Here is a 23,092-nt window from a genome sequence, read left to right on the forward strand (position 1 = left end):
TGGGCTGTAGGAGACGCAGCCTGAACCACGCTTTTTCTCCTCCCCCTTCATGGGGGAGGTCGGGTGGGGGTGAATCCCACCGGAGGATTGAACATGACGGAGGGCAAGAAGCGCGCGGTGGTGCTGCTGTCGGGCGGGCTGGATTCGAGCACGGTGCTGGGCATGGCGACCTGCGACGGGTACGCGTGCACGGCGCTGTCGTTCCGGTACGGGCAGCGGCACACGGTGGAGCTGGAGCGCGCGGCGAAAGTGGCGGCGCATTTCGGGGCCGCGCACCGGGTGATCGACATCAACATCGGGTCGTTCGGGGGGAGTGCGCTGACGGACGAGAACATCGTGGTGCCGACGGACGGCACGGCGGAGGGCGTAATCCCGCCGACGTACGTGCCGGGGCGCAACACGGTCTTTATTGCCGTGGGTCTGAGTCTGGCCGAGGCGATCGACGCGGAGCGGGTGTTCCTGGGTATCAACGCGGTGGATTACAGCGGGTACCCGGACTGCCGCCCGGAGTACCTCGCGGCGTATCAAACGCTGGCCGACCTGGCGACGAAGGCGGGGCTGGAGGGGCGCGGCGCGGTGCTGACGGCGCCGCTGGCGGAGCTGACGAAGGCGGACATCGTGCGTGAGGCGCTCGCGGTGGGCGTGCCGATCGACGTGACGTGGAGCTGCTACCAGGGGGGCGAGGAGCCGTGTGGGGTGTGTGATTCGTGCCGCATCCGGGACAAGGCGCTGATCGAGGCAGGCCGCCCCGACCTCGCCACCACCTACGCCCAGGCCCAGTTGTAATCCCAGCAGGAGAGGCGGGACGCGCCAGGGGTCTTCCCCACGCGTCCCGCCTCCCTCTTGCGAAATTCCTTAGAGGACGCTCTTGACGACCTTGCTGACGTTCTGGACGCTGAAGCCGAACTTCTCGAACAGGACGCTGGCGGGGGCGCTGGCGCCGAAGGTGTCCATGCCGATGACGGCGCCGTCGGTGCCGACCCACTCGTACCAGGGGCCCTTGGCAGCGGCCTCGATGGCGATGCGTTTGACGCCGGGGGTGAGGACGCTGTCGCGGTAGCTGCGGTCCTGGGTGCGGAAGACTTCCATGCAGGGCATGCTGACCACGCGCGCCTGGATCCCCTCGGCGGCCAGCGCCTCGGCGGAGTCCAGGGCGAGGCTGACCTCGCTGCCGGAGGCGATCAGGATGACCTGCGCGCCGTCAGCGTCGCGGACGACGTACGCGCCCTTCTTCACGCCCGCGTGGTTGCGGGGCAGGATCGGGAGGTCCTGGCGGGTGAGGGCCAGGGCGGTGGGGCCCTTGTCGTACTCGAGGGCCATCTGCCACGCGGCGGCCGTCTCGTTGGCGTCGGCGGGGCGGATGACGTGGGCGCCGGGGACGGCGCGGAGCATGGCGATCTGCTCGATGGGCTGGTGGGTGGGGCCGTCCTCGCCCAGGCCGATGCTGTCGTGCGTGAGGACGTAGGTGACGGGCTGCATCTGGATGGCGCTGAGGCGGAAGGCGGGCTTGAGGTAGTCCGCGAACACCAGGAACGTGCCGACCATGGGGTGCAGGCCGCCGTACAGGCTCAGGCCGTTCGCGGCGGCGGCCATCCCGAACTCGCGCACGCCGAACAGGACGTTGCGGCCGGCCATGCTGCCGCTCTGCATCTCGCCGCCGTCCTTGATGGTGGTCTTCGTGCTGCCCGAGAGGTCGGCGCTGCCGCCCATCAGGCCGGGGAGGACCTTGGCCAGGGCGTTGATGACCTCACCGCTGGCGTTGCGGGTGGCGACGCCCTTGCCGCCCACCTCGTAGCTGGGCAGGGCGTCGGCGAGGTTGGCGGGCAGTTCGCGCTTGAGCATCGCGTCGACTTCGGCGGCCAGTTCGGGGTGCGCGGCGCGGTAGCCGTCCATCAGGGCGTTCCAGTCGGCCTCGAATTTCGCGCCGCGTTCACGGGCGTCCATGTGCGCCTTGACTTCCTCGGGCACGGTGAAGGGCGGGTAGTCCCAGCCCAGCGCGGCCTTGGTCTCCGCCACACCCTCGGCGCCCAGGGGTTCGCCGTGGGCCTTGCTGGTGCCGGCGCGGGGGCTGGCGAAACCGATCACGGTGCGCACCTGGATCAGGGTGGGGCGGTCGCTGGTCTGCGCTTCCTTCACGGCGGCGCGGATGGCGTCCAGGTCGTTGCCGTCGGCGACCTTCTGGACGTTCCAGCCGTACGCGACGTAGCGGGCGGCGATGTCGTCGCTCTCGGCCTTGCTGGTGGGCGTGTCGAGCTGCACCTGGTTGTCGTCGTGCAGCCAGATCAGCTTGTTCAGGCGCAGGTGCCCGGCCAGGGCGGCGGCCTCGTGGTTCACGCCTTCCTGCAGGTCACCGTCGCCCAGGATGGCGTAGGTGTGGTTGTCGAAGATGGGGAACTCGGGGCGGTTGTAGCGCGCGGCGAGGTGCGCCTCGGCCATCGCCATGCCGACGGTCATCGCGGCGCCCTGGCCGAGGGGGCCGGTGGTGGCGTCGAGGCCGGGGGTGTGGAAGAACTCGGGGTGGCCCGGGGTCTTGCTGCCCCACTGGCGGAAGTTCTTCAGTTCGTCCAGCGAGAGGTCGTACCCGGTGAGGTGCAGCAGGCTGTAGATCAGCATGCTGGCGTGCCCGGCGGACAGCACGAAGCGGTCACGGCCGGGCCATTCCGGGTGCTGGGGGTTGAAGCGCAGGTAGTCCTGCCAGACGACGTACGCCATGGGCGCGGCGCCCAGGGGCGCGCCGGGGTGGCCGCTGTTGGCGGCCTGCACGCCGTCGATGCTCAGGGTGCGGATGGTGTTGACGCTCAGCTGTGGGATGTCGCTGGACATGCCGTCATCCTACCCCGAGAAGAGTATGTGTACCGTGTACACTTTTTGGCGCTTTCTAGACGCTCGGGTGAAGCGCTCCCACGACTGGCGCGGGGTCACAGGATAGAAGAAGCGCTCCCGACGACGCGGGAGCGGAGAGAATACCGATTCAGAGCACTCCGTCCTGGGGAGCAGGCGCACCAACGGCACCTCCATTCCGGTACAGACAGAATACGCCAGAGGCAGAATAGATGCAAGCTCTTCCGTGAATATCCACTGAGTCAACATGCACCGGGCCTTGAGTCCGCCTTCATCGCAGCTAGGCCAGATGGCGTACCTGCCCGATTCGCGCCGCGCCTACAGGGCAGCGCACAGTAAACGCATGCTCCTCCGCTCGCCTGAACCAGCAGACGCCTACGCGGCCGCCCTGCTTCTCAACAGCACCCAGGAACCCCACTTCCACACCACGTCTGCCCGGCTGTGCACCACCTGGGACCGCCACCCCACCCGCACGCTTGTTGTCGGCGAGCCCGGCCAGCCGCGCGGTCTGCTCACGCTGTGGGCACCGGAGTTCCAACCCACCCACCTGTGGATCGGTCTTCACCTGCACCCCGACCACCGTGCCGACGACACCGCCCCCACGCTGATGCACGCCGCCCGCGACGCCGCACGCGCCCAGGGCCGCACCCACCTGTGGCTGAGCGTCCGCGAGGACTATCTGAGTACCGCCCCCGATCTGCCCACCCTGGGCCTGCGAGAGGTTCACCGCACCTTCGGCGGCGGATTGCACCTGCGGGGCTGGACGGACCCCACACCCGACCTCCGCCAGGAGCTGGAGGCGCGGGGCTACCATTTCACGCCCGCCCAGCCACATGCCGACGATCCCAGACTGCACGATCTGTACGCCCGCACCCGCGACCATAAGGTCACAGCGGCGCCGACCATCCCTGAAGCGTCACCCACCCTGACGGGCGAGGACGGCCTCTGGGACGCCGCGTACCTCGCATGGCGCGGCGAGGCCCTTGTCGGCCTCTCCCTGCCAGAACGCTCTCGACTGAACGCCTGGAACGCCCTCCTGACGGTCACCCATGAGCACCGCCGCCAAGGGGTGGGCCGCACACTGCTGTCCCTGACCGCCCGTGCACTTCGGGAACAGAGCTTCACCTTCCTGAACGCCGCTGGCAGTGCCCGTGACGTGGCGTATCTGCGCGTCCTGCGACAGGTCGGCGCGAACATCGAACCCGACTGGATCGCCTGGGAGACGCCATGCTGAGCCCCGTACCCACCCTCCGCCCGTTCCGTGCCGCCGACGCTTCAGCGGTCGCCCACCTCGTGACCGAGGGCGGGCGCGGCCACTGGACGTACACCCCTGAGCACTTCCGGGAGGCGCAGCCCGGCACCCGCCCCACGCGCCTCGTCGCCGAGCAGGGCGGCGTGGTGGTCGCCACCGCGCGCCTCGCGCCGTTCGGCGAGGGCGTGCCGGACGCGCTGCGGCTGGACGTCGCCGGGGACGGGGCGTCGTTCACGCCGCTGCTGCTGGCGCAGCTGGCCGAGGCGCCGGGCGGGTTCCGGCGCGTGCTGGGCGTCACCCGCGAGGACTTCACCGAAGTGATGACCTTCTTCCATGCTGCGGGCTTCCGCAACGCGTGGCAGTCGTGGGGCGCGCACCTCGACCTGACCACCTTCGACCCCGCCCCCTTCGAGCCCCTGCAGGAACGGCTGTTTCTGGCCGGGTACGAACCCGAACGCCTCGGTCCGGACGCGCCGGATGCCGACTGGGACGCCCTCTCCGACCTGCACCGGACCGGCCTGCGCGACCAGCTACGCAACCCCACGACCACCCCCGATCCCCTCACACGTGATGGCCTGCGCGACGTGATCCGGCGGGAGGAGGCGGCGTTCGTCACGCGCTGGCGCGGGCAGATCGTGGCCCTGACCCGCCTCACCCCACGCGGGCCCGAGGTAGACAGCGTAGGCACCGTCACCCACCCGGATCACCGCGCGCGCGGCGTGATGACCGCCCTGAAAGCCCACGCGCTGACCTGGGCGCAGGGAGCGGGCCACACGCACGCCGGGACGGGCGGCACCGTCCTGAACCTCCCCATGCTGCGCGTGAACACCCGCCTGGGCTACCGTGTGGAACGCATGTGGATCACCTGGGAGAAGGAACTGTAAGGACCCCCGCGCTTGCGGTTCAGGTCGCCCGCCCCCTCCCCTGCCCCAACGCGAGGGCCGCGCCCAGCAGCAGTACGCCCGCGCTGACGCCCAGGCCCAGGCGCAGGCCGCCCGCGCGGTCGGCGAGCAGGCCGGTCAGGAGCGGCCCGGCGGCCTGCCCGGCAGCGAACAGCACCGTGAACGCCGCGATGCCGCGCGCCCAGGCGTGCTCGGGCAGAGTGCGGCGGGTGATCAGGGTGGTGAACGCCACGACCGCCAGGAAACTCCCGCCGAACAGCGCGCCGGACAGCAGCAGCGCGGGGGGACTGGTCCCCAGCAGGGGCAGGGCGGCCCCGGCGGCCAGAGTGAGCAGCTGCGCGGTCATGGCGCGCGCGCCGCGCAGGCGGGCGGTGACGGGCGCCCACACGAAGGGGTGCAGGACGACGCTGAGGCCCAGCAGCGCCCAGAACGGCGTGATCCACGCCTGCGCGCCCGCGCCCTTCAGGAACGCCACGATGAACGTCATGTACGCGATGTACCCGATGCCGAAGCAGGTGTACGCGGCGAGCGTCCACGCCAGCGGCCGCAGCGACACGGCAGGGCTGCGGGCGGGGGCACTGGCCGCGTGGGTGGGCAGGCGGCGCAGTGCAGGGGCGCTCAGCGGGATGCACGCCAGCGCGGCGAGGCCCAGCGCCAGCCACGCGCCGCGCCACCCGTGTGCCAGCAGCGGCGGGAGCAGCGCGGCGGACAGCAGCATCCCGATTCCGGCCCCGCCGTAGAACACGCCCAGCAGCAGTGGGCTGCGCTCCGGGTGCGCGCGCGTGGCGAGCGCCGCCAGCCCGCCGCCACTGACGAACACCAGCGCGCCCCCCACTCCGGAGAGGAAGCGCAGGCTCAGCAGCGGCGCGCTCAGGCCGGTCGCGGCACAGGCCAGCAGGGTCAATGCCGTCAGGAACATCGCGCCCGCGAACACGCGCCCCAACCCGGCGCGGCGGATCAGCGGCGCGGCGATCAGTGCGCCCAGCAGGTACCCCAGGGCGTTCGCGGCGTTCATCGCGCCGGACAGCGTGAAACTCCAGCCCAGGTCCTCACGCATGGTGGGCAGCAGCAGCGCGTACGCGAAGCGCGCGAAGCCCAGCGCGACCGCGCCCCCCAGCGACAGCCGCAGCATGTCCGCAAGCGCCCCCCGCAGGCTGGGCTCGGCGCGGGTCACAGGGCACACGGCGTCCGATTCCCTGGGCGTCCGGCACCACACCGGACCCCCGTTCCATCTCCCGCCGCGTGCCTCTGCTGCATCTCGCTCTGTTTCACAGCTTGATCAGTCCGTTCGGGTGGCCTCTGGCGCGGCCACCGCAGTGTTCAGTTCAGCATGCGGCCGCCGGTGCCGCCCTGCTGGGACAGGAGCGCCTCGGCCTTGCGCAGGTGCTCCAGCAGGGTCACGTGCCAGTCGTCGTTGTCGGGCGTGTGGGCCAGCGCCTGCTGCGCGTGCGCGTACGCGGCGGCCGGGTCGGGGAAGCCCTGCTGGGCCATGACGTCGGCGGCCATCTGGTGCGCGGTGACCCAGTCGCGGCTCTCGGGCGCGGCCTCGCGGATCACGCGGTCGTAGTGCTCCAGCGCCTCGTCCAGCTGGAAGTAGTCCAGCGCCACGCTGCCCAGCACGAGGCTGGCGGGGATCACGGCGCCCTGCGCGAGGGCCTGCTCGGCTTCCAGCTGCGCCTCCTGCAGGCGGCCCAGGCGGTAGTCGCACTCGGCGATGTCGGCCAGGACCTCCGGCTGGTACGGGTACTCCGGGTCGGCCAGCACAGCTTCCAGTTTCTCGCGGGCGTCCACCGGGCGGTCCAGGTCCAGCAGGGCCACGCCCAGCTCGTGGTTCGCGTAGGGCCGGTCGGCGTCCGTGGCGAGTTTCAGGGCGTCCTCGAAGGCGTCCAGGGCGTCCTGCTGGCGGCCCAGGTGGGTCAGCACCTGTCCGCGCACGAGGGCAACGCCGTAGCTGGGGTCGCCGTGCTGCGCTTCCAGGCGGGCGGCCTCGCGGATCATGTCGTGCGCGGCGTCCGGCTGGCCCAGGTTCAGCAGCGCCTGCGCCCGCAGGTAGTGCCACGTGGCGAGGTTCAGCCCGGCGTCCTCCGCGTCGTGCGTGCTGGGCCGCGTGGGGTACAGGGGCCGCGCCTGATCCAGCGTGTGCTTCGCGGCCTCCGCCTGCCCGAGCTGGAGTTGCAGCGCCGCCTGCTCCTGGAGCATCACGGCGCGGTTGAGCCCCCGGGCGAGGTGCGCGGCCTCGCCGTACAGGTTGGCGGCGTCGGCGGTCTGGCCCAGCCCCTCGTTCGCCTCGGCCTCCCAGGACCGCAGCCGCCAGCGCAGGTGCTCGGGCAGCTCGGACGCCGGGAGGTGGATGTCCAGCGCCGCCTGCCCCTCGTCCATCAGGACCAGGGCGCACAGCGCGTGGAAACGGGCCAGCGGGTCGGCGGCCTCGCGGGCGGCCGTGGGGGGCGGGCTGGCGTCGGGCCCGCGCGTGCGGGCGTCGAGTTCCGCCATGAGCGCCTGGTACAGCGGGTCCTCGCGCAGGCTGGGGTCGATGGTGCGGGCCTCGCGCAGCGCCGCGCCCAGGTCGGTGGTGGCGGCGTCGCCGTACAGGGCGTGCAGGCTGCCGAGCAGGAGGGTCAGGCGGGCGCGTTCGGGGCGGTGGGCTTCGCGCATGGCGGCGTCCAGCACGCCGAAGGCCTGCTCGTAGTCGCCGCCGGCGAGCGCCTCGCACACTTGCTGCCAGGTGGTGGCCACGTCAATCATTCCCCGTCAGGATACGGCACGCGCGCCCACCGGGGCGCAGTGGCTGCACCTTTGGCCCTGGCGGGCGGACCTGCACCTTTTGTCGCTTGCGTGCCGGGGCCATCCGCAGTGTCATGGGGGGATGAGACAACGTGGAGCGTGGGGGACCGTGGCGGGCGGCGTGCTGGCGCTGGCGCTGCTGGCGGCGCTGGGCGTGTGGGGCCTGTCGTGGTGGTCGGGCGCGCGGGCGCAGGCCGTGCCGTACCCGGAGTTCCGGTCTCTGCTGGAGGCTGGGCAGGTGGCGCGGGTGGTGGTGCGGGGTGAGACGGCGACCGTGACCCTGGAGCAGCCGGTCCTGACGCCGGGCGGCCCGGCGACGCGTGACGCGCGGGAGCTGCGGGTGCGCGTGCCGGGTGAGGTGATCACGTCGGACACCCACCTGAGGGCCCTCATTCAGCAGCAGCGCGTGGACCTGCGCTTCGAGGCCCCTCACCAGTGGCCGGGCATCCTGTTGAACGTCCTGCCGGTCATCCTGCTGCTGAGCTGGGTGGCGGCCCTGCTGGGTGTCCTCGTGTGGCTGGGGTGGTGGGCCATGCGGCGGGTAAAGGTTGCCAATCCCTAAAGCACAGGTGTGAGGTGGGACAATTTCATACACCTTGAGTCTGGTAGACTCAACTTCAGCGGGGGCTTGCCCCCCACCTCGCCCCATTCACCATCTTCTCTCCCTCCGGAGGACCTGTTCTTGAAACGGCTCAATCCCTGGCTGATCGTCCTGTTCGTCCTGGCCCTGTTCCTGATGTTCTCGCAGGCTCCACTGAGCGGGCGTTCCAGCGTGAACTACACCCAATTCAAAACCCTGCTGGAAGGCGGGCAGGTCGAGCGCGTCATCGTCCGCGAGAGCAACGCGAACGTGACTCTCAAGCAGCCCACCTCCGTCGAGGTGAACACCGCCGGCGGCCCACAGAAGCGGGACATCAAGGACTTCACCGTGCGCCTGCCCGGCAGCGTCGCCACGCCCGACGGCAACCTGATCCCGCTGATGCAGCAGCAGAACGTCGACCTGCGCTTCGAGCAGCCCAGCCAGTGGCTCGGCATCCTGCTGAACTTCCTGCCCATCATCCTGCTGTTCGCCATGATGTACTTCTTCTTCATGCGCGCCCAGGGCGGCCAGAACGGCGTCATGCAGTTCGGGCAGAGCAAGGCCAAGAAGTACGGCAAGGAAAACCGCGTGCCCACCAAGTTCACCGACGTGGCCGGGCACGAGGAAGCCAAGCGGGAACTCGTGGAGGTCGTGGACTTCCTGAAGAACCCCGGCAAGTACCACCAGATCGGCGCGGAGATTCCCAAGGGCGTGCTCCTCGTGGGCCCTCCCGGCACCGGTAAGACCCTGCTGGCCCGCGCGATTGCCGGCGAGGCGGACGTGCCGTTCTTCAGCGTGAGCGCCTCGGAGTTCATGGAGATGTTCGTGGGTGTCGGCGCCAGCCGCGTCCGCACGCTGTTCGAGGACGCCCGCAAGAGCGCGCCCGCCATCATGTTCATCGACGAGATCGATTCCATCGGCCGCAAGCGTGGCGCGGGGATCGGCGGCGGTCACGACGAGCGCGAGCAGACCCTCAACCAGATCCTGTCGGAAATGGACGGCTTCGACAAGAGCAGCAGTGTCATCGTGCTGGGTGCCACCAACCGCCCCGACGTGCTCGACCCGGCCCTGCTGCGCCCCGGCCGCTTCGACCGTCAGGTGACCATTGACCTGCCGAACCTCAAGGAGCGCGAGGCGATCCTGAAGGTGCACCTGCGCAACAAGCCGATGGCGACCGGCGTGGACGTGCCCGAGATCGCCAAGAGCACGCCTTACTTCAGCGGCGCCGACCTGAAGAACGTCACGAACGAGGCGGCCCTGGAAGCGGCCCGCGTGGGCAAGACCCAGATCGACATGAGCGACTTCTACCGCGCCCTGGACAAGATCACCCTGGGCCTGGAGAACGGCAGCCTGACGATCAGCGAGCAGGAGAAGAAGGCCATCGCCTACCACGAGGCCGGGCACGCCGTCACCGCCGCCGTCATCCCCGGCAGCGACAAGCTCCAGAAGGTCAGCATCATCCCGCGCGGCCGCGCGCTGGGCGCCGCGTTCTACCTGCCCGAAGAGCAGGTGCTGATGAGCAAGGAACGCCTGGAGAACCAGCTGATCGTCGCGCTGGGTGGCCGCGCCGCCGAGGAAGTCTTCATGGGCAGCGTGACGTCGGGCGCCGCGGACGACTTCCGCAAGGCCACGAACATCGCCCGCAAGATGGTCCTCGAGTGGGGCATGGGCGACAACTTCAAGAACATGGCCCTCACCACCGATTCGGGCCCCGTGTTCCTGGGCGAGGACATGGCCAAGCCCAAGGCGTTCAGCGAGCACACCAGCCAGCTGGTCGACGAGGACGTCAAGCGCATCCTGACCCGCGCGTTCGAGCGCGCCCGTGAACTCGTCACCGAGTACCAGCAGGCCATGCACGAGGTCGCGGACGCCCTGCTGACGCAGGAACTCATCACCGGGGACGTCGTGCGCGAAGCGGTCAGCCGCGTGGGCGGACAGGCCCAGCCCATGCCGCAGACGACCGCCTGAACCTACAGCCGCACGCCACGAACCGCCCCCAGATCATCGGGGGCGGTTTTTCATGGCCTGGACAGAGCTTGCGGCAGCGGTCACCCGACGACCTGAACCTGTTGACGTGCAGTACGCGGGACGCTCACGCCCTCTTCCGATGCGACAGAGTGAGCGGGAAGGCGAGGGGGACACCAGGGAACCGGCAAGCTCGCGCCAGCACCTGAACGCCGTCGGGCCTCTCCCCCGCCCTGTCCCGGCAGCAGGGCGCCGCCCCCGGTGGTCGTCGGGGGCGGCGTGGCTTCGGCTGCGGTCACTGGAGGCTGATGTGGACTTCGTTGCCGTGCTGGTCCTGCGCGTCGATCAGCGGGCCCGGGTAGGGGCTGGCCTCGATCAGCAGGCGCAGGGCGTCCAGGGTGAATCCGGCGCTCTCCAGGGCCGAGCGTCCGTGGGGGGGGATCAGGCGGTCGAGGTGCGGGGCGAGGCTGACGGGGATGTTCGCGTTGTACTCGTCGCCGTGCTGGCTTTCCACCTTGATCCGCAGGATGCGGGGGCCGGGGGGCATGTGGGGGTGGTGCATGTCGGGGTGCGGGCCGTGCAGTTCGCGTTCGACCTGACCGGTGATGTTCTCGACCATGCTGTCAATTCCTCCGGTGATGCGGTCCACGAGGCCGTCGAGGCCGCGGGGGCGCTGGCCGCCGATGACGACCTGGGGGCGGCGGGGCGGCTGTGGGGGCGGGGGCGGGGGTGGGGCGAAGCCGAATCCGGCGTCCCGGACGCCGCGCAGCAGCATGATGTGCTCGGCGACCTGACCCGCGTCGAGTTCGGGGCGGCCCAGCAGCGCGGAGACGAATTCGCGGTCCCCCTCGGTCAGGGCGAGTTTGGGGCTCAGGGCGGCCAGAAGCGGCGCGGCGTCGTCCAGGGTGAGTTTCCCGGCGCGGATCAGGTCGAGGATGCGGCGGATCTTCTCTTTCATGGCCGGGCTCCGGACAGGGCGCGCTGCAGGCGGGCGCGGTGCGCCTCGGCGTCCAGGGTGCGGCGCAGCTCCGTGCGGGCGTGGGCCCGGGCGGCGTCGGGAGTCAGGAGGCGCGTCAGGTGGGCGCGCAGGCTGGCGCGGAGTTCACGCAGGCTGGGCAGGTAGGGGGTGGGGTGCAGGATGGTCATGCGCTCACGACCTTCAGGTTCCCGGCGGTGATCTGGCAGTGCAGGCGGGCGTCGCCGCCGCCGAGCTGGCCGGTGTGGTGGGTGTTCAGGAAGCCGCCGCTCTTGCCGGTGGGGAAGTCGGCCCTGAAAGAACCGAGGGTGACGCGGGCGTCGATGTGGACGCTGCTGCCGGGCTGGAGGTGCAGTTTCACGTTCCCGGCGTTCACCTCGACGCGGTGGTCGCCGCTGCTGAGCGTGCCGGCCCAGGTGAGGTTGCCGCCGTTCACGCTGGCGTTCAGGGTGGCGGCGCCGGTCAGGGTGAGGTTGCCGCCGTTGACGGTGACGGTACTGGGACCGCTCATCTGGGCGCCGGTCAGGTTGCCGCCGTTCACGTCGGCGTGGAGGCTGTGGGCGCGGCCCATCCGGACGTTCCCGCCGTTCACCTCGGCGCGCAGGCCCCCGGCGAGGTCGGGCAGCGTGAGGTTGCCGCCGCTGATCTCGGCGCGTGTGTGGCCGGGCGTGAAGGGCAGCGTGAGGATCGCCTTGAGGCTGCTGCCGGTGTGCGGCTGGCCGGGAATGCGGGCAACGCGCCAGCCCTGTGGGGTCTGCTCGAGGCTGAGGCGGCCGTCCTCGTTCGCGGCGAGGTGCGGGGTGCTCAGGGCCGCGTCGGTCAGGACGGTGAGGGTGTAACCCCGGACGAGCAGGTGCAGGTCGCGGGTGGCGTCGGCGGGGTGGTCACCCGGCGCCAGGGTGCTGGTCGGCTGGGTCTGGGTAGCGGGGGGGTCCTGGGTGTCGTCCAGGAGGCCCTGGGCTTCCTCGGGGGTGAGTTTGCCTTCGGCCACCAGACGCTGAACGTGGGCGTGGAACTCGCTTGCGGGGTGCTGGTCATTCATGCTGCCCTCCTGAGCACCATAGAAACACCAATCTCCTAATCTGTCAAGTCTAGTTTTACAGATGATGAAGTCGGCCTTTCCCCTGCCAGCATCGGATGCCGAGGGAGTCCCACCCGCACAGCCTTTCCGCCCACAGCCCCTCCCAGGCGTGCAACCGACACACCGTCGCCTCGGGCAGCCGGATTGACGAATAGCAAGTCCGGCTTTCCATGTCGGCCCCCGGGCCACCCTCGCCCTATCCTCTGAGGCATGACCCTGCCCGACCTCACGCCCGCGCAGCGCACCGAGCTGGAACTGCTCGCCCGTGGCAAACAGGACAAGAGCCGCACCATGCGCGACCTGAACCAGCCCGAGACGCCCGAGGCCGCGCACGCGCTGCTGCTGCGCGCCGGCCTGTGGACCGACGCCCGCACGCCCTACGCCGACCGCCTGGGGGCCGCCCTGACGCCCGTGGCGCTGGACGTGCCGGCCTTCGCACCGGAAGGGCGGCTGGACCTGACGCACCTGGAGACCTTCGCCATCGACGACGAGGGCAACCGCGACCCGGACGACGCCGTGGGCATCGAGGCGCTGCCCGGCGGCCTGACGCGCCTGTGGGTGCACGTGGCCGACGTGGCGGCGCTGGCGCCCGCCGACAGCCCGCTGGATCTGGAGGCCCGCGCGCGCGGCGCGACCCTGTACCTGCCCGACCGCACCATCGGCATGCTGCCCGACGCGCTGGTCGAGCAGGCGGGCCTGGGCCTGCACGACACCAGCCCGGCGCTGAGCATCAGCCTGGACCTGGACGAGGACGGCAACGCCGAGGCCGTGGACGTGCAGCTGACCACCGTGCGCGTGCAGCGCCTGACGTACACCCAGGCGCAGGAACGGCTGGACGCGGGCGAGGAGCCGTTCGCGACGCTGGCGCGCCTGGCCGCCGCGAGCCGCGAGCTGCGCGTGCAGGAGGGCGCCCTGAGTATTGACCTGCCCGAGGTCCGCGTGAAGGCGGACGAGGCGGGCGCGACCGTCACGCCGCTACCCAAGCCGGAAATGCGGGTGGTGGTGCAGGAGTGCATGACGCTGGCCGGGTGGGCCGCCGCGATCTACGCGGACGACCACGCGATCGCCCTGCCGTTCGCCACGCAGGATCCGCCCCACCGCGAGGTGCGCGGCGACACCCTGCCCGCGCAGTGGGCGCGGCGGCGCACGCTGGCCCGCACCCGCTTCCAGCCCGCGCCGGGGCCGCACGCGGGCATGGGCCTGGACCTGTACACCCAGGCGACCAGCCCGATGCGCCGCTACCTGGATCTGGTCGTGCACCAGCAGCTGCGCGCGCATCTGGCCGGACAGGACGGGCTGAGCGGCAAGGAGGTCGCGGCGCGCGTGGCGCAGGCGCAGATGAACGCCGACGCCACCCGGCAGGCCGAGCGCCTGAGCCGTAAGCATCACACCCTGCGCTTCATCGCCGCGCAGCCGGAGCGCGAGTGGGAGGCGGTCGTGGTGGACCGCCGGGGGCCGCAGGCGACCCTGCTGATCCCGGATCTGGCCTTCGACCTGCCACTGAGCACGCCCGCCGCGCCCGGCACGGCGCTGCGCGTGCGGCTGGGCGACGTGAACCTGCCGAACCTGACCCTGCGCGCGCGGGTGGTCACGGACTGACGCGGACTCGCGCCGGGGCGCGGCAGGCCGGGTGGGCGAGCGGCAAACGCCCGCACCCTGCATAAAATCACGCAGGCAAAGTTAGCAAATAACGAAAAACAGCGTGATAGACGCACAATCTTCTGTCCGAATCCTGATTCATCTTTCATTCATCCACCCCCGCGCATGACTACACTGCCAGTCATGTCCGCCGCGAGCATCCTCCCCAGCGACATCGTGTCCCTCCGCATGAGCCACTGCCGGGCCGAGCACGCCGCGCGTGAAGCGCAGTACCACCTCGCCGTGCTGCACTACCGCACCTGCCTGGAGGCCGCCGAGCGCCGCGAGGACTGCCGCGCCGTGGAATTCTTCGCACTGAAACTCGCCGGGTGCTACGACCAGATGGGCCTGAATGCCAAGGCCGCCAGCTTCCGCGCCCTGGCGGGCAGCGGCGACGCCCCCCTGCTCGGCTGAGCCACCCCTCTGAACTGACCGCCGCGCCCCCCCCTCAAGCTTCACGGGGCGCGGCGGTCAGTTCCCCCTCAGCTTCGCGCGGCACACTCGGCACATGACCACCCTGCCCCTGACCCTGCTGCGCCGCGCCTTTCTGCCCCTGGCCCTGCTCGGGAGCGCCCACGCCGCCACCCTTGACCTGAAGGTCGGCCAGACCGGCAAACTGGGGGACGCGACCATCACGCTGCTGCGCACGCAGGACAGCCGCTGCCCCATGAACGCCCGCTGCATCCAGGCCGGGGACCTGATCACCAGCGTCCTGGTGCGCGAGGGCAGCCGCGTGCGCCTGCTGCGCCTGAAACTCTCGGACACGACCGCCCAGTCGAGCGGGCTGCACATCAGCGGCGCCACCGCCAACATGGCCGGGCAGCGCCTGCCACTGACCGTGACCTTCAGCGACGGCCGCTGACCGCACCCGCCCCGGAGGCCCGCGCCGGCATTCGGTCGCGGGCCTCCGGGAATTTCTCTACAGTGGGTCACATGAGAACCCCGGCCCTGATCCTGAGCGCCGCGCTGGCCCTGAGCGGCGCGGCGTCCGCCCTGACCCTCTCGAAACCCACCGTGTACACCGTGCCGGGCGCGGACTCGCACCTCGCGGCGTTCCTGCCGGGCGGGCAGGTGGCCGTGGACGCCGACAACGCCGTGCTGCTGCTCGACCAGAACCTGAAGACCGTGCGCGGCTGGTACAGCCTGCAGGGCAGCGTGCGCGCCCTGAGCGCCAGCCCGGACGGCGCCCGCGTGGCCGCCCTGAGCCGCGACCGCTGGGTCGTGTGGGACGCGCAGACCGGCCAGGAGGTCCGCAGCGGCAAGGCCGGGCCGGACACCACGCTGGGCTTCGCGGCGGACGGCGCGCTGCTGCTCTTGGAGGACGGAACGCTGGACCGCCTGGACCTGGGCAGCGGCGTGCGGACCGAGCTGCTCGGCGACGGCGAGGCGTACGGCGTCCGGGTCAGCCCGGACGGCACGCGCGCCGCCGTCATCTACGACAGCCGCGTGGATCTGGTCAGCCTCCCGGACGGCAAGGTCGTGACCAGCGGCGAGATCAGTGACGACTGGGACGGCCTGGAGGCGACCTTCAGCCCGGACGGGCAGGCCGCCGTCATCCGCACCGGCAGCGCCGCGCTGATCCTGCGCGCCGGGCAGGACACGGCCACCGAGGTCGAGGGCGGCGAGGACTTCAGCCTGGACGGCAGCGTGGTGTTCCTGAACCCCGCGCAGTTCCTGTACGCCGAGTACGGTGAGGGCCAGCTGTTCGACGCGCAGACCGGCGAGCCGGTCGGGGACGCCCTGGAACTCGACAGCCTCGATACGCTGGTGGGCGGCCCGGACGGTCAGGTCCTCAGCCTGGGCGGCAGCGTGGGCCGCCTGAACCTGAGCGCGCTGGACGCCCCGGCCCGCCCGCGCGTCACGCTGCCCAGCGCGAACGCCTGGAGCGGCGCGTTCATCGGCGGCGTGCCGCACGCGGGCCTGGGCGACTTCATCAACCTGAAGACCGGCAAGGCGCTGAACGTCGGCAACCGCGAGCGCCTGTACGCCACGGAAGCGCAGGGCGAGCAGGTCTGGACGCTGAACGCGAGCGGCACCGTGAACGTGTACCGCGCCGGGAAGATCGTGAAGGTCGCCGCGCTGGGCAGCAAGGTCGAGTACGAGACCCTGCACACCTCGCCCGACGGGCGCTACGCCGCCGTCAGCGGCTACGAGGGCCTGGCGCTGCTCGACGGTCAGACCGCCAAGGTCGTGAAGCAGTTCACGCCCGCGCAGCTGAAGGTCAAGGACATTCACGACGCGCTGCCCACCCCCGACGGGAAAGCCGTGCTCGTCATTCCGCACGAGGGCAACCCGCTGCGGGTGGACGTGGCGACCGGCAAAGTGCAGGCGGCCGTGAACCTGCCCGCCGACGCCTCGGCCGAGGAATTCCAGCAGAGCCGGGGCGGCACGCTGGCCGTCGCGTACTCCCTGGACGACACGTCCTTCGTGGCGCTGTTCAAACCCGGCGCCGCCACGCCGTTCAAGACGCTGAAGTTCGCCACGGCGGTGCGCACGCTGCGCTTCAGCCCGGACGGCAAGCTGCTGGCCCTGCTCACCGGCGACGCGCAGAACGCCCTGCAGGTGCTCGACACCGCCAGCGGCAGCGTCCTGGCCCGCGCCGGGCAGTTCAGTCTGCGCACCAGCCTGCTCACGTGGTCGGCCAGCGGCGCGCAGCTGATGGTGGGTGCCGGGCAGCAGGGCCAGCCGGGCAGCGTCAGCGTGTACGACGTCAAACGCTGACGCCCGTCACCGCCACGCATGAGCAGAGGCGCCCTCACTCGACTGGGGGCGCCTCTCGCTTCAGCTTCCGGGCGCATACCTTGACCGGCCCTGCATACCGCGCTATAGTTCTGGACATCACCGCCTGAGAGGCGGGTTTTTTATTTTCCCGCCTTCTTCTTCGGCGGAGCGAACTGCTCGGCGCCTCCGGCCGCCGTGAACGCCGCACGCAGCTCGTCCAGGGACTGCGTGGGGCGGCTGGCCGGGTCGCCGGGAAGGGTCTTCGCGTAGACCTCCAGCGCGTCCGGGTAGCTGTCGCCGTCCGCGTCGGTGTCAGCCTGCAGTAGGGTGTACAGCGCCTGCGGGAAGCTCAGGTGACGCCCCTCTTTGGCCTCGCTGGCGAAAGTCGCCTGGATAGCCTGCCCGAACGGGTTCCAGGGGGCGCCGCCGTCCGCGTTCACGTGGCAATACGTGCAGGGCATGACGCGGCGGTCCAGCTCCCACAGCTCATTCCCTTCGGTCAGGTGCAGCTGCGGCGCGGCCTGGAGGCGGTAACGGGGCAGCGCCCCGGCGGTGCTCAGCAGGGGCGAGAGCAGCACCAGCCCCGCCAGCGTCAGCCCGACGCCCTTCACGCTGGCCCTGCGCACCTGGGCCTTATGCACGCGGGCGTTCACGCGATCCAGCGCGGTCCGGTGAAGGTGCCGCCCAGGATGCCGCGCGCGTCCAGGTTCAGCCAGCGGGTCAGCGCCTCGGCGTACACGCCCCGGAAGTCCTGCCTGTACTTGATGTCCCCTTCGGACAGGTCTTCGAGGTCGGGGCTGCTGCCGTGCACGCCGCCCTTGACGCCCTGCCCGAACGCGAACATCACGCTGCCCTTGCCGTGGTCGGTGCCGGCGCTGCCGTTCTCCGCGACGCGCCGCCCGAACTCGGAGAAGCCCATCACGATCACGTCCCTGGCGAGGCCCTGACGTTCCAGGTCAGCCTGGAAGGCGCTCAGGCCTCCGGCCAGGGTGCCCAGCAGGCCGTCCTGCTCGGCGCGCTGCCCGGCGTGCGTGTCGAAGCCGCCCAGCGACACGTAGATCACGCGCTGCCCCACCCCGGCGGCGATCAGGCGCGCGGCGTCGCGCAGCTGCGAGGCGAACTTCGTGTCGGGGTAGGTGGCGCCCGCCTTGTACTTCTTGACGTTCTCCTGCACGCGGGCCGTGTTCTTCAGCATCTGGCGGGTGGCGCGGGTCAGGTACGCGGCCTCGCCGCTGCGCGGGGAGTTCAGCAGGGACTCGAACGGCGTGTTCATGCCCCCGGGCAGTTTGAGCTGGAAGTTGTCCACCGAGTCGATGCTGGGCAGGCTGAACTCGCTGGCCTGGAGGGCCTGCGGCGTGGCGGCCCCCAGGTTGCTCGCGCAGAACGGGTCGCCGATCTTCTCCGCGATCCGCCCGATCCAGCCGTCCGCCTCGGCCTGCGTGGGGTCGGCGGTGTGCCAGATCGCCATGCTGGCGAAGTGGCTGCGGTTCGGGTTGGGGTACCCAACGTTCTCCATCCAGGCGAGGTGCCCGTCATCCCAGAGTTTCATCAGAGGTCTCAGGGCGGGGTGCATGCCCAGGTCCGGCGTGACGGTCAGCACGTCCTTCTTCGGGATGGCGATGTTGGGCCGCGCGGCGTAGTACGCGCCGTTGCTATAGGGAATCAGGGTGTTCAGGCCGTCGTTCCCGCCGGTCAGCTGCACGACCACCAGGGTCTTCGTGCCGCCGGCCTGGGTGGCGGCGCGGGCCAGGAAGCCGGGCATGCCGCTCGTGGCGGCGACCGCCAGGGCGGACAGTTTCAGGAAATCACGTCGGTTGGTCACGGGGCACTCCTCCGGGGGGGTCAGGGCGGGTCAGGCGAGCTGGAATTCGGGGCTGATCAGGCTCAGGTACGTGCGCTGGCGGCCCTTGAGGCTACTCAGGAGCACCGCGCCCGCCGGGCGTTCCTGGCCGGTCAGGGCCAGCAGGCTGGGCGGGGTATCGAGGTTGGGGGCCTTGGAACCCATGGTCAGCGCGGCGGCGACCTGCATGCGCAGCAGCAGGGTGGTGTCGTTGATCCACTCGCGCCCGCCGTCCCAGCCCTTGACGGTGTCGGGTTCCAGCAGCACCTGCCCCATGCGCCCGGCGGTTCCGGCGAGGTTCAGCAGAGAGCGCGCGTCGATCTTCGGCTGGCCCAGCGTGCGGATGCCGCCCACCAGAAACTCGATGGGCGAGCGGATGATGCGCGAGCGGCTGGCGTAGAAGGCCTCGCTGGCGAGCAGTTCGGTCAGGACGGCCATCACGTCGCCCTTCGTGCGGGTCCAGGTGTCGGCGCTGCCCTGGACGGCCGCGTCGTCGGGGGTGTCGGCCAGGAACGCGCGGTGCAGTTTGCGGCTCACGAAGGTGGCCGTGGCGGGCTGCGAGGTGGCGATCCGGACGATGTCCTCACCCTTCAGGGCGCCGCTCTGGCCCAGGTACGTCTTCTTCCCGTCGTCGTGCTGCTGCGGCTGGTTCACGAAGCGCGGCTGCTCGAGGTACTGCTTGTTGCCGCGCCCGCCCTGGTAGGACCAGCCGGTCAGGGCGCGCGCGCCCTCGCGCACGTCGTTTTCCGTGTAGTGGCCGATGCCGGTGGTGAACAGTTCCAGCAGTTCCCGGCTGAAGTTCTCGTTCGGTTTACCCTTGCGGTTCTGATCGTTGTCGAGGTAGCGCAGCATGGCCGGGGACTGCGCGACCTCCAGCGTGAAGCGCTCGAAGGACCGCGTGGCGGCGTGGCGGCGCAGCAGGTTCAGGTAATCCACCACGGCGGGCACGTTGCGCACCTTGTCAGTGGCGATCACGAAGTGGTTGCTCCAGGTCAGGGCCAGTTTCTCGCGCAGCGGGTGCGGCCCGTAGGCGAGTTCGTACAGCCACGCGCCGCGCCCGAGTTGCAGGGCCGCGCCGGGCGTCGCGCCCTGCATGGGATCGAAGGGGTTGCCGGGCGCGACGCTCTGATCGAAGGCCAGGGCCGCGCGGGCCACGTCCTGGGCTTTCTGGCCGACCAGGGCGCGGATCTGCTCGTCGGTCGCGCCGAAGGCGGTGCGGCGCAGGAAGTGCGCGGCGTCCTCGGCGGTCAGGGGGCGGGACAGGGGGGTCAGGGGCATGCGGAACTCCTTGCGGCGGCGGTCAGGGACCGGATAGGGGGGGCGTTATGGATTGGAGTCGGCCGGCGCCGAAAAAGTTCCCAGGGGGTCAGGGGTCGCGCTGCGCACACGGGCCAGGGCCGCCTGGAGCGTGGGCTGCGGGAGGTTCCCGACCAGCCACACGAACACCTTCCCCACGCGGCGCGAGGCGACGCCCGGCGCGGCCTTCACGTCCTGCGGCGCGACGACCAGCGTCAGGCCGTTCAGGCCGTCGGTCAGGGCCACCTCCAGCCCCTGCCCGCGCGGTTGCACCGCCACGGGCGTGAACCCGGGCGGGAGCCCCAGGCCCGGCAGGGCGCGGGTGAGCGCGGCGCGCAGGCCCGCGGGCGCGGCGGGCGGGGCCGGGCGGGTCACGCGGGCCGGGGCAGGCTGCACGCGGGTCAGGGCGGCGCGGCGGGCCAGCGTGCCGTCCGCGCCGCGTTCCTCGAAGGCCAGCGGGAGGTTCCATGTCAGGTCCACCCACAGTGTCCAGCGCGCGGCGTCCCCGACCTTGGGGGTCAGGGTGAAGCGCGCCGCGTCGCGCCCGGCGACCCGCTCGGTGCCGGTGCGGGTCACGCTGAAGTTCTTCGCCAGCAGCGCGGGCCGCACCGTCAGGGCGGGCAGCTGCGCGGCGGCGCGGGTGGGGGTGGCGCGCGGCGGGAACAGCACGGTCACCTCGGCCTGCCCGCGTGCCACCTGGGCACGGGCCTGCTTCAGCGCGGCCTGCACGTCCTCCAGGTCGCCCGCGTGCGCGGTGCCCAGCGTCAGCAGCAGCAGGGTCAGGGGGCGCCTCACCAGTCGGCTCCCCAGGCGCTCTGGTAGGCGTCGTACGCGGCGCTGCTGGGCAGCGGGCCGGGCAACTGCGCGGCGGGGCGCAGCACGGTCAGGCCCGCCACCAGGGCCGCCGAGGCCAGCGCGCCGGTCAGCCACCCCGCGCGGTGGCGGGTGCGGGCGGCGCGGCGGCGGGTCAGGAAACGGTCGGCGGCGCCCAGGTCGGCGGGGGTCAGCTGGCGAGCCTGCGCCAGCAGGGTGTCGAGGTCGTCATGTTCATCGGTGTATTCACTCGGGTCGTGGTGGGTCATGGGGTCACTCCGGCGCGGGTGAGCAGGGCGCGCAGGGCCGCGCGGCCCCGGTTAATGCGGCTCTTCACGGTGCCGAGTTCCGCGCCGGTGAGCGCGGCGATCTCGGCGTAGTCCAGGCCCGACAGTTCGCGCAGGGCGACCGCCTCGCGCTGGTCGGGCGGCAGCTGCGCCAGCGCGCGGGCCAGCCGCTCGCGGACCTGCGCCCGCTCGCCCGCGCGGGCCGGGTCGTGCGGCGCGTGGGGTTCCGGGGTGTCCTCCAGCGGCACCGCCTGCCGCGCGCCCAGCGCCCTGTGGCAGGCGTTCAGGGTGATGCGGTGCAGCCAAGTGCTCAGGCTCGCCTCGCCCCGGAAGCCTTTCAGGGCCCTGTGCGCGGCGATGAACACCTCCTGCACGATGTCGTCCGCCGCGCCCGGCCCCACGAGGCTGGCGGCGAGGCGGTGCACTTGGGGCGCGTGCGTTCTCACGAGCGTCTCGAAGGCCCGCTCGTCCCGCGCGGCCAGTCGCGCGAGGTGCAGGTCGGACAGGGTGTCGTGCGGATCATTCAAGGGCACCTCATACCTTAGAGGAGCCCCGCCGCGAAAAAGTTCCCATCTGCGGTGCCGCTACACTGGGCGGCATGACCGGCCGTTCCCTGTCCCGCTCGGCGGAGGATTACCTGAAGCACCTGTACACGCTGGGGCAGGCGGGCAAGGTGAACACGCAGGCCCTCGCGGCGGCACTGGAGGTCGCGCCCGCCAGCGTGACCGGCATGCTCCGCAAGCTGACCGAGCAGGGCCTCGTGTCGCACGCGCCGTACCAGGGCGCGCAGCTGACCGCCGAGGGCGAGCGGGTGGCGCTGGAGGTCCTGCGGCACCACCGGCTGCTGGAACTGTTCCTGCACCGCGCGCTGGGCGTCCCGCTGGACGAGGTGCACGAGGAGGCCGAGCGCCTGGAGCACGCCCTGAGCGAGCGGCTGGAGGCCCGCATCGCGGCGTGGCTGGGCGACCCCACGCACGACCCGCACGGCGACCCGATCCCCACCCTGGACGGCGAACTGCCGCACCAGCCGCAGCGCCGCCTGTCGCAGCTGGCCCCCGGCGACACCGCGACCGTGGCGCGCGTCCCGGACGGCGACGCCGATCAGCTGCGGGCCATGATGGCCGCCGGGCTCACGCCGGGCGCGCCGCTGCGGCTGGACGCCGTGGACGCCGCGCTGGGCACCCTGACCGTCTGGGCGACCGACCACACCCTGACCCTCTCGCTGGGTGTCGCCGCGCAGATCCACGTGCAGACGACCTGATGCGGATGCCGTCTGTTCCGTCGACCACCCGGGACAGCGCCGGGTGGTCGACTCCACGCCCGGCATCCGCTTTCCTCCCCCTCGCCTCCGCTCGGATGAGACGGTTTGGACAAACCGTTCCATCGGAGTGGGCCTGATGCGCGATCAGCTGCGCGCGGCGCATCTGGCGCTGACGTTCCTGACGACCCTGCCCCTGCCGCATATCAAGGAGGTGCGGGACGGGGACTTCGCGCGGGCGAGTGCGTACTACCCGCTCGCCGGGTACGCGGTGGGCGGCGCCGTGGCGCTGTTCCTGTGGCTGGACGTGCCGCTGCCGGGCGGGGTGACGGCCGCGCTGGGCGTGGGCGCGTGGCTGCTGCTCACCGGGATGCTGCACTTCGACGGGCTGGTGGACAGCGCCGACGCCCTGTTCGCCATGAAGACCCCCGCCGAGCGGCTGGTGATCCTGCGCGACGTGCATGTGGGCGCGTTCGGACTGGCGACCGGTGGCCTGTCCCTGCTGCTGCTCTGGAGCCTGCTCTCGGCCCCGATTCCACCGCTGGCGCCGCTGGTGGCGGCGGTGGCCGCGCGGACGCTGCTGCTGATTCCCATGAACACCTACCCGGCGGCGCGCGCCGAGAGCCTGGGCGCCCGCTCACGCGAGGGCCGCGTGTGGGCCGCGCTGCTGATCGCCGCGCCGACCCTGCTGATCCCCGGCGCGTGGACGGCGTGGCTGGCGGCCCTGGTGGGCGCGCTGCTCGTCGCGGCGTTCGCGGCGCGGCGGCTGGGCGGCGGCCTGAACGGCGACACGTACGGGATGATCGTCGTGACGGCGGAACTGCTCGCGCTGGGCGCGTTCGCCTGGGGCCGCTGAGC

The 23,092-nt window shown here is 71.4% G+C and carries 23 protein-coding genes; 11 read left to right on the top strand and 12 right to left on the bottom strand.

From position 1 onward, the window contains the following. The first annotated feature begins 93 nt into the window (after window positions 1–93). A complete protein-coding gene (queC, locus tag AUC44_RS15645) occupies window positions 94–786 on the top strand; it encodes a 7-cyano-7-deazaguanine synthase QueC (protein WP_062159535.1) in 693 nt (230 codons plus the stop codon). 69 nt (window positions 787–855) lie between these two features. On the opposite strand, the gene tkt is transcribed toward queC, so the two are convergent. Further along, complete coding sequence (gene tkt, locus AUC44_RS15650; RefSeq protein WP_062159536.1) at window positions 856–2,823, bottom strand: transketolase; 1,968 nt, start codon at window positions 2,821–2,823, stop codon at window positions 856–858. A gap of 361 nt (window positions 2,824–3,184) precedes the next feature. Here tkt and AUC44_RS15655 point away from each other — a divergent pair, with 361 nt between their 5' ends. Together AUC44_RS15655 and AUC44_RS15660 are read left to right on the top strand one after the other, a co-directional pair. Beyond that, window positions 3,185–4,075, top strand: coding sequence for a GNAT family N-acetyltransferase (locus tag AUC44_RS15655; RefSeq protein ID WP_062159537.1), 891 nt, complete (start codon window positions 3,185–3,187; stop codon window positions 4,073–4,075). Continuing rightward, window positions 4,069–4,977 (top strand): GNAT family N-acetyltransferase, encoded by a 909-nt coding sequence (locus tag AUC44_RS15660; protein WP_062159538.1) that lies wholly within the window; start codon window positions 4,069–4,071, stop codon window positions 4,975–4,977. Before AUC44_RS15655 ends, AUC44_RS15660 begins: the two co-directional genes overlap by 7 nt. Window positions 4,978–4,996: 19 nt before the next feature. Here AUC44_RS15660 and AUC44_RS15665 read toward each other — a convergent pair whose 3' ends face one another. Both AUC44_RS15665 and AUC44_RS15670 read right to left on the bottom strand, forming a co-directional pair. Then, window positions 4,997–6,169: a YbfB/YjiJ family MFS transporter gene (locus tag AUC44_RS15665; protein ID WP_231724479.1), complete on the bottom strand. Its 1,173-nt coding sequence runs from the start codon at window positions 6,167–6,169 to the stop codon at window positions 4,997–4,999. Window positions 6,170–6,315: 146 nt separating this feature from the next. Beyond that, window positions 6,316–7,740: a tetratricopeptide repeat protein gene (locus tag AUC44_RS15670; protein ID WP_062159540.1), complete on the bottom strand. Its 1,425-nt coding sequence runs from the start codon at window positions 7,738–7,740 to the stop codon at window positions 6,316–6,318. Window positions 7,741–7,861: 121 nt separating this feature from the next. On the opposite strand from AUC44_RS15670, the gene AUC44_RS15675 reads away from it, so the two are divergent. Both AUC44_RS15675 and ftsH read left to right on the top strand, forming a co-directional pair. Beyond that, window positions 7,862–8,341 carry an ATP-dependent metallopeptidase FtsH/Yme1/Tma family protein gene (locus tag AUC44_RS15675; RefSeq protein ID WP_157445411.1) on the top strand — a complete coding sequence of 160 codons (480 nt, stop codon included), beginning with the start codon at window positions 7,862–7,864 and terminating at the stop codon, window positions 8,339–8,341. Window positions 8,342–8,461: 120 nt separating this feature from the next. Next, window positions 8,462–10,327: an ATP-dependent zinc metalloprotease FtsH gene (gene ftsH, locus AUC44_RS15680; protein WP_062159542.1), complete on the top strand. Its 1,866-nt coding sequence runs from the start codon at window positions 8,462–8,464 to the stop codon at window positions 10,325–10,327. A 292-nt stretch (window positions 10,328–10,619) separates the two neighbouring features. On the opposite strand, the gene AUC44_RS15685 is transcribed toward ftsH, so the two are convergent. The 3 genes from AUC44_RS15685 to AUC44_RS15695 are packed head-to-tail and all read right to left on the bottom strand — an operon-like array spanning window position 10,620 to window position 12,342. Further along, a complete protein-coding gene (locus AUC44_RS15685) occupies window positions 10,620–11,282 on the bottom strand; it encodes an SHOCT-like domain-containing protein (protein ID WP_062159543.1) in 663 nt (220 codons plus the stop codon). After that, window positions 11,279–11,470 carry a hypothetical protein gene (locus AUC44_RS15690; RefSeq protein WP_062159544.1) on the bottom strand — a complete coding sequence of 64 codons (192 nt, stop codon included), beginning with the start codon at window positions 11,468–11,470 and terminating at the stop codon, window positions 11,279–11,281. The genes AUC44_RS15685 and AUC44_RS15690 overlap by 4 nt, the downstream gene beginning before the upstream one ends. Continuing rightward, on the bottom strand, window positions 11,467–12,342 hold the full coding sequence (locus AUC44_RS15695) for a DUF4097 family beta strand repeat-containing protein (RefSeq protein ID WP_062159545.1): 876 nt from the start codon (window positions 12,340–12,342) through the stop codon (window positions 11,467–11,469). Before AUC44_RS15695 ends, AUC44_RS15690 begins: the two co-directional genes overlap by 4 nt. Before the next feature lie 249 nt (window positions 12,343–12,591). Between AUC44_RS15695 and AUC44_RS15700 the strand changes: the two genes are divergently transcribed. The 4 genes from AUC44_RS15700 to AUC44_RS15715 all read left to right on the top strand — a co-directional run bounded on the left by AUC44_RS15700 (window position 12,592) and on the right by AUC44_RS15715 (window position 16,740). Next, complete coding sequence (locus AUC44_RS15700) at window positions 12,592–13,980, top strand: RNB domain-containing ribonuclease (RefSeq protein ID WP_062159546.1); 1,389 nt, start codon at window positions 12,592–12,594, stop codon at window positions 13,978–13,980. Window positions 13,981–14,163: 183 nt separating this feature from the next. Continuing rightward, a complete protein-coding gene (locus AUC44_RS15705) occupies window positions 14,164–14,433 on the top strand; it encodes a hypothetical protein (protein ID WP_062159547.1) in 270 nt (89 codons plus the stop codon). A gap of 94 nt (window positions 14,434–14,527) precedes the next feature. Further along, window positions 14,528–14,881 (top strand): hypothetical protein, encoded by a 354-nt coding sequence (locus tag AUC44_RS15710; protein WP_062159548.1) that lies wholly within the window; start codon window positions 14,528–14,530, stop codon window positions 14,879–14,881. Between the two features lie 71 nt (window positions 14,882–14,952). Continuing rightward, window positions 14,953–16,740 (top strand): WD40 repeat domain-containing protein, encoded by a 1,788-nt coding sequence (locus tag AUC44_RS15715; RefSeq protein WP_062159549.1) that lies wholly within the window; start codon window positions 14,953–14,955, stop codon window positions 16,738–16,740. Window positions 16,741–16,880: 140 nt separating this feature from the next. On the opposite strand, the gene AUC44_RS15720 is transcribed toward AUC44_RS15715, so the two are convergent. Genes AUC44_RS15720 through AUC44_RS15745 form a run of 6 tightly spaced genes read right to left on the bottom strand, consistent with a single transcriptional unit; the run spans window position 16,881 to window position 21,503 of the window. Next, window positions 16,881–17,393 (bottom strand): hypothetical protein, encoded by a 513-nt coding sequence (locus AUC44_RS15720; protein ID WP_231724480.1) that lies wholly within the window; start codon window positions 17,391–17,393, stop codon window positions 16,881–16,883. Beyond that, complete coding sequence (locus tag AUC44_RS15725) at window positions 17,390–18,562, bottom strand: DUF1501 domain-containing protein (RefSeq protein WP_062159550.1); 1,173 nt, start codon at window positions 18,560–18,562, stop codon at window positions 17,390–17,392. The genes AUC44_RS15720 and AUC44_RS15725 overlap by 4 nt, the downstream gene beginning before the upstream one ends. Before the next feature lie 30 nt (window positions 18,563–18,592). Continuing rightward, the gene (locus AUC44_RS15730; protein WP_062159551.1) at window positions 18,593–19,858 is read right to left on the bottom strand and encodes a DUF1800 domain-containing protein; all 1,266 of its coding nucleotides are present in this window, start codon (window positions 19,856–19,858) and stop codon (window positions 18,593–18,595) included. 45 nt (window positions 19,859–19,903) lie between these two features. Further along, a complete protein-coding gene (locus AUC44_RS15735) occupies window positions 19,904–20,671 on the bottom strand; it encodes a sigma-E factor regulatory protein RseB domain-containing protein (RefSeq protein WP_231724481.1) in 768 nt (255 codons plus the stop codon). Continuing rightward, window positions 20,668–20,958 (bottom strand): hypothetical protein, encoded by a 291-nt coding sequence (locus tag AUC44_RS15740; RefSeq protein ID WP_062159552.1) that lies wholly within the window; start codon window positions 20,956–20,958, stop codon window positions 20,668–20,670. Before AUC44_RS15740 ends, AUC44_RS15735 begins: the two co-directional genes overlap by 4 nt. After that, window positions 20,955–21,503, bottom strand: a complete 549-nt coding sequence (locus tag AUC44_RS15745) for an RNA polymerase sigma factor (RefSeq protein ID WP_231724482.1) — start codon at window positions 21,501–21,503, stop codon at window positions 20,955–20,957. Before AUC44_RS15745 ends, AUC44_RS15740 begins: the two co-directional genes overlap by 4 nt. A gap of 71 nt (window positions 21,504–21,574) precedes the next feature. Between AUC44_RS15745 and AUC44_RS15750 the strand changes: the two genes are divergently transcribed. Beyond that, entirely contained in the window at window positions 21,575–22,237 is a 663-nt protein-coding gene (locus tag AUC44_RS15750; protein ID WP_058974392.1) for a metal-dependent transcriptional regulator, read from the top strand. Between the two features lie 136 nt (window positions 22,238–22,373). Then, window positions 22,374–23,090 (top strand): adenosylcobinamide-GDP ribazoletransferase, encoded by a 717-nt coding sequence (locus AUC44_RS15755; protein WP_062159910.1) that lies wholly within the window; start codon window positions 22,374–22,376, stop codon window positions 23,088–23,090. Window positions 23,091–23,092: the final 2 nt, after the last annotated feature.

The sequence above is a fragment of the Deinococcus actinosclerus genome, assembly GCF_001507665.1.
GTDB lineage: Bacteria > Deinococcota > Deinococci > Deinococcales > Deinococcaceae > Deinococcus > Deinococcus actinosclerus.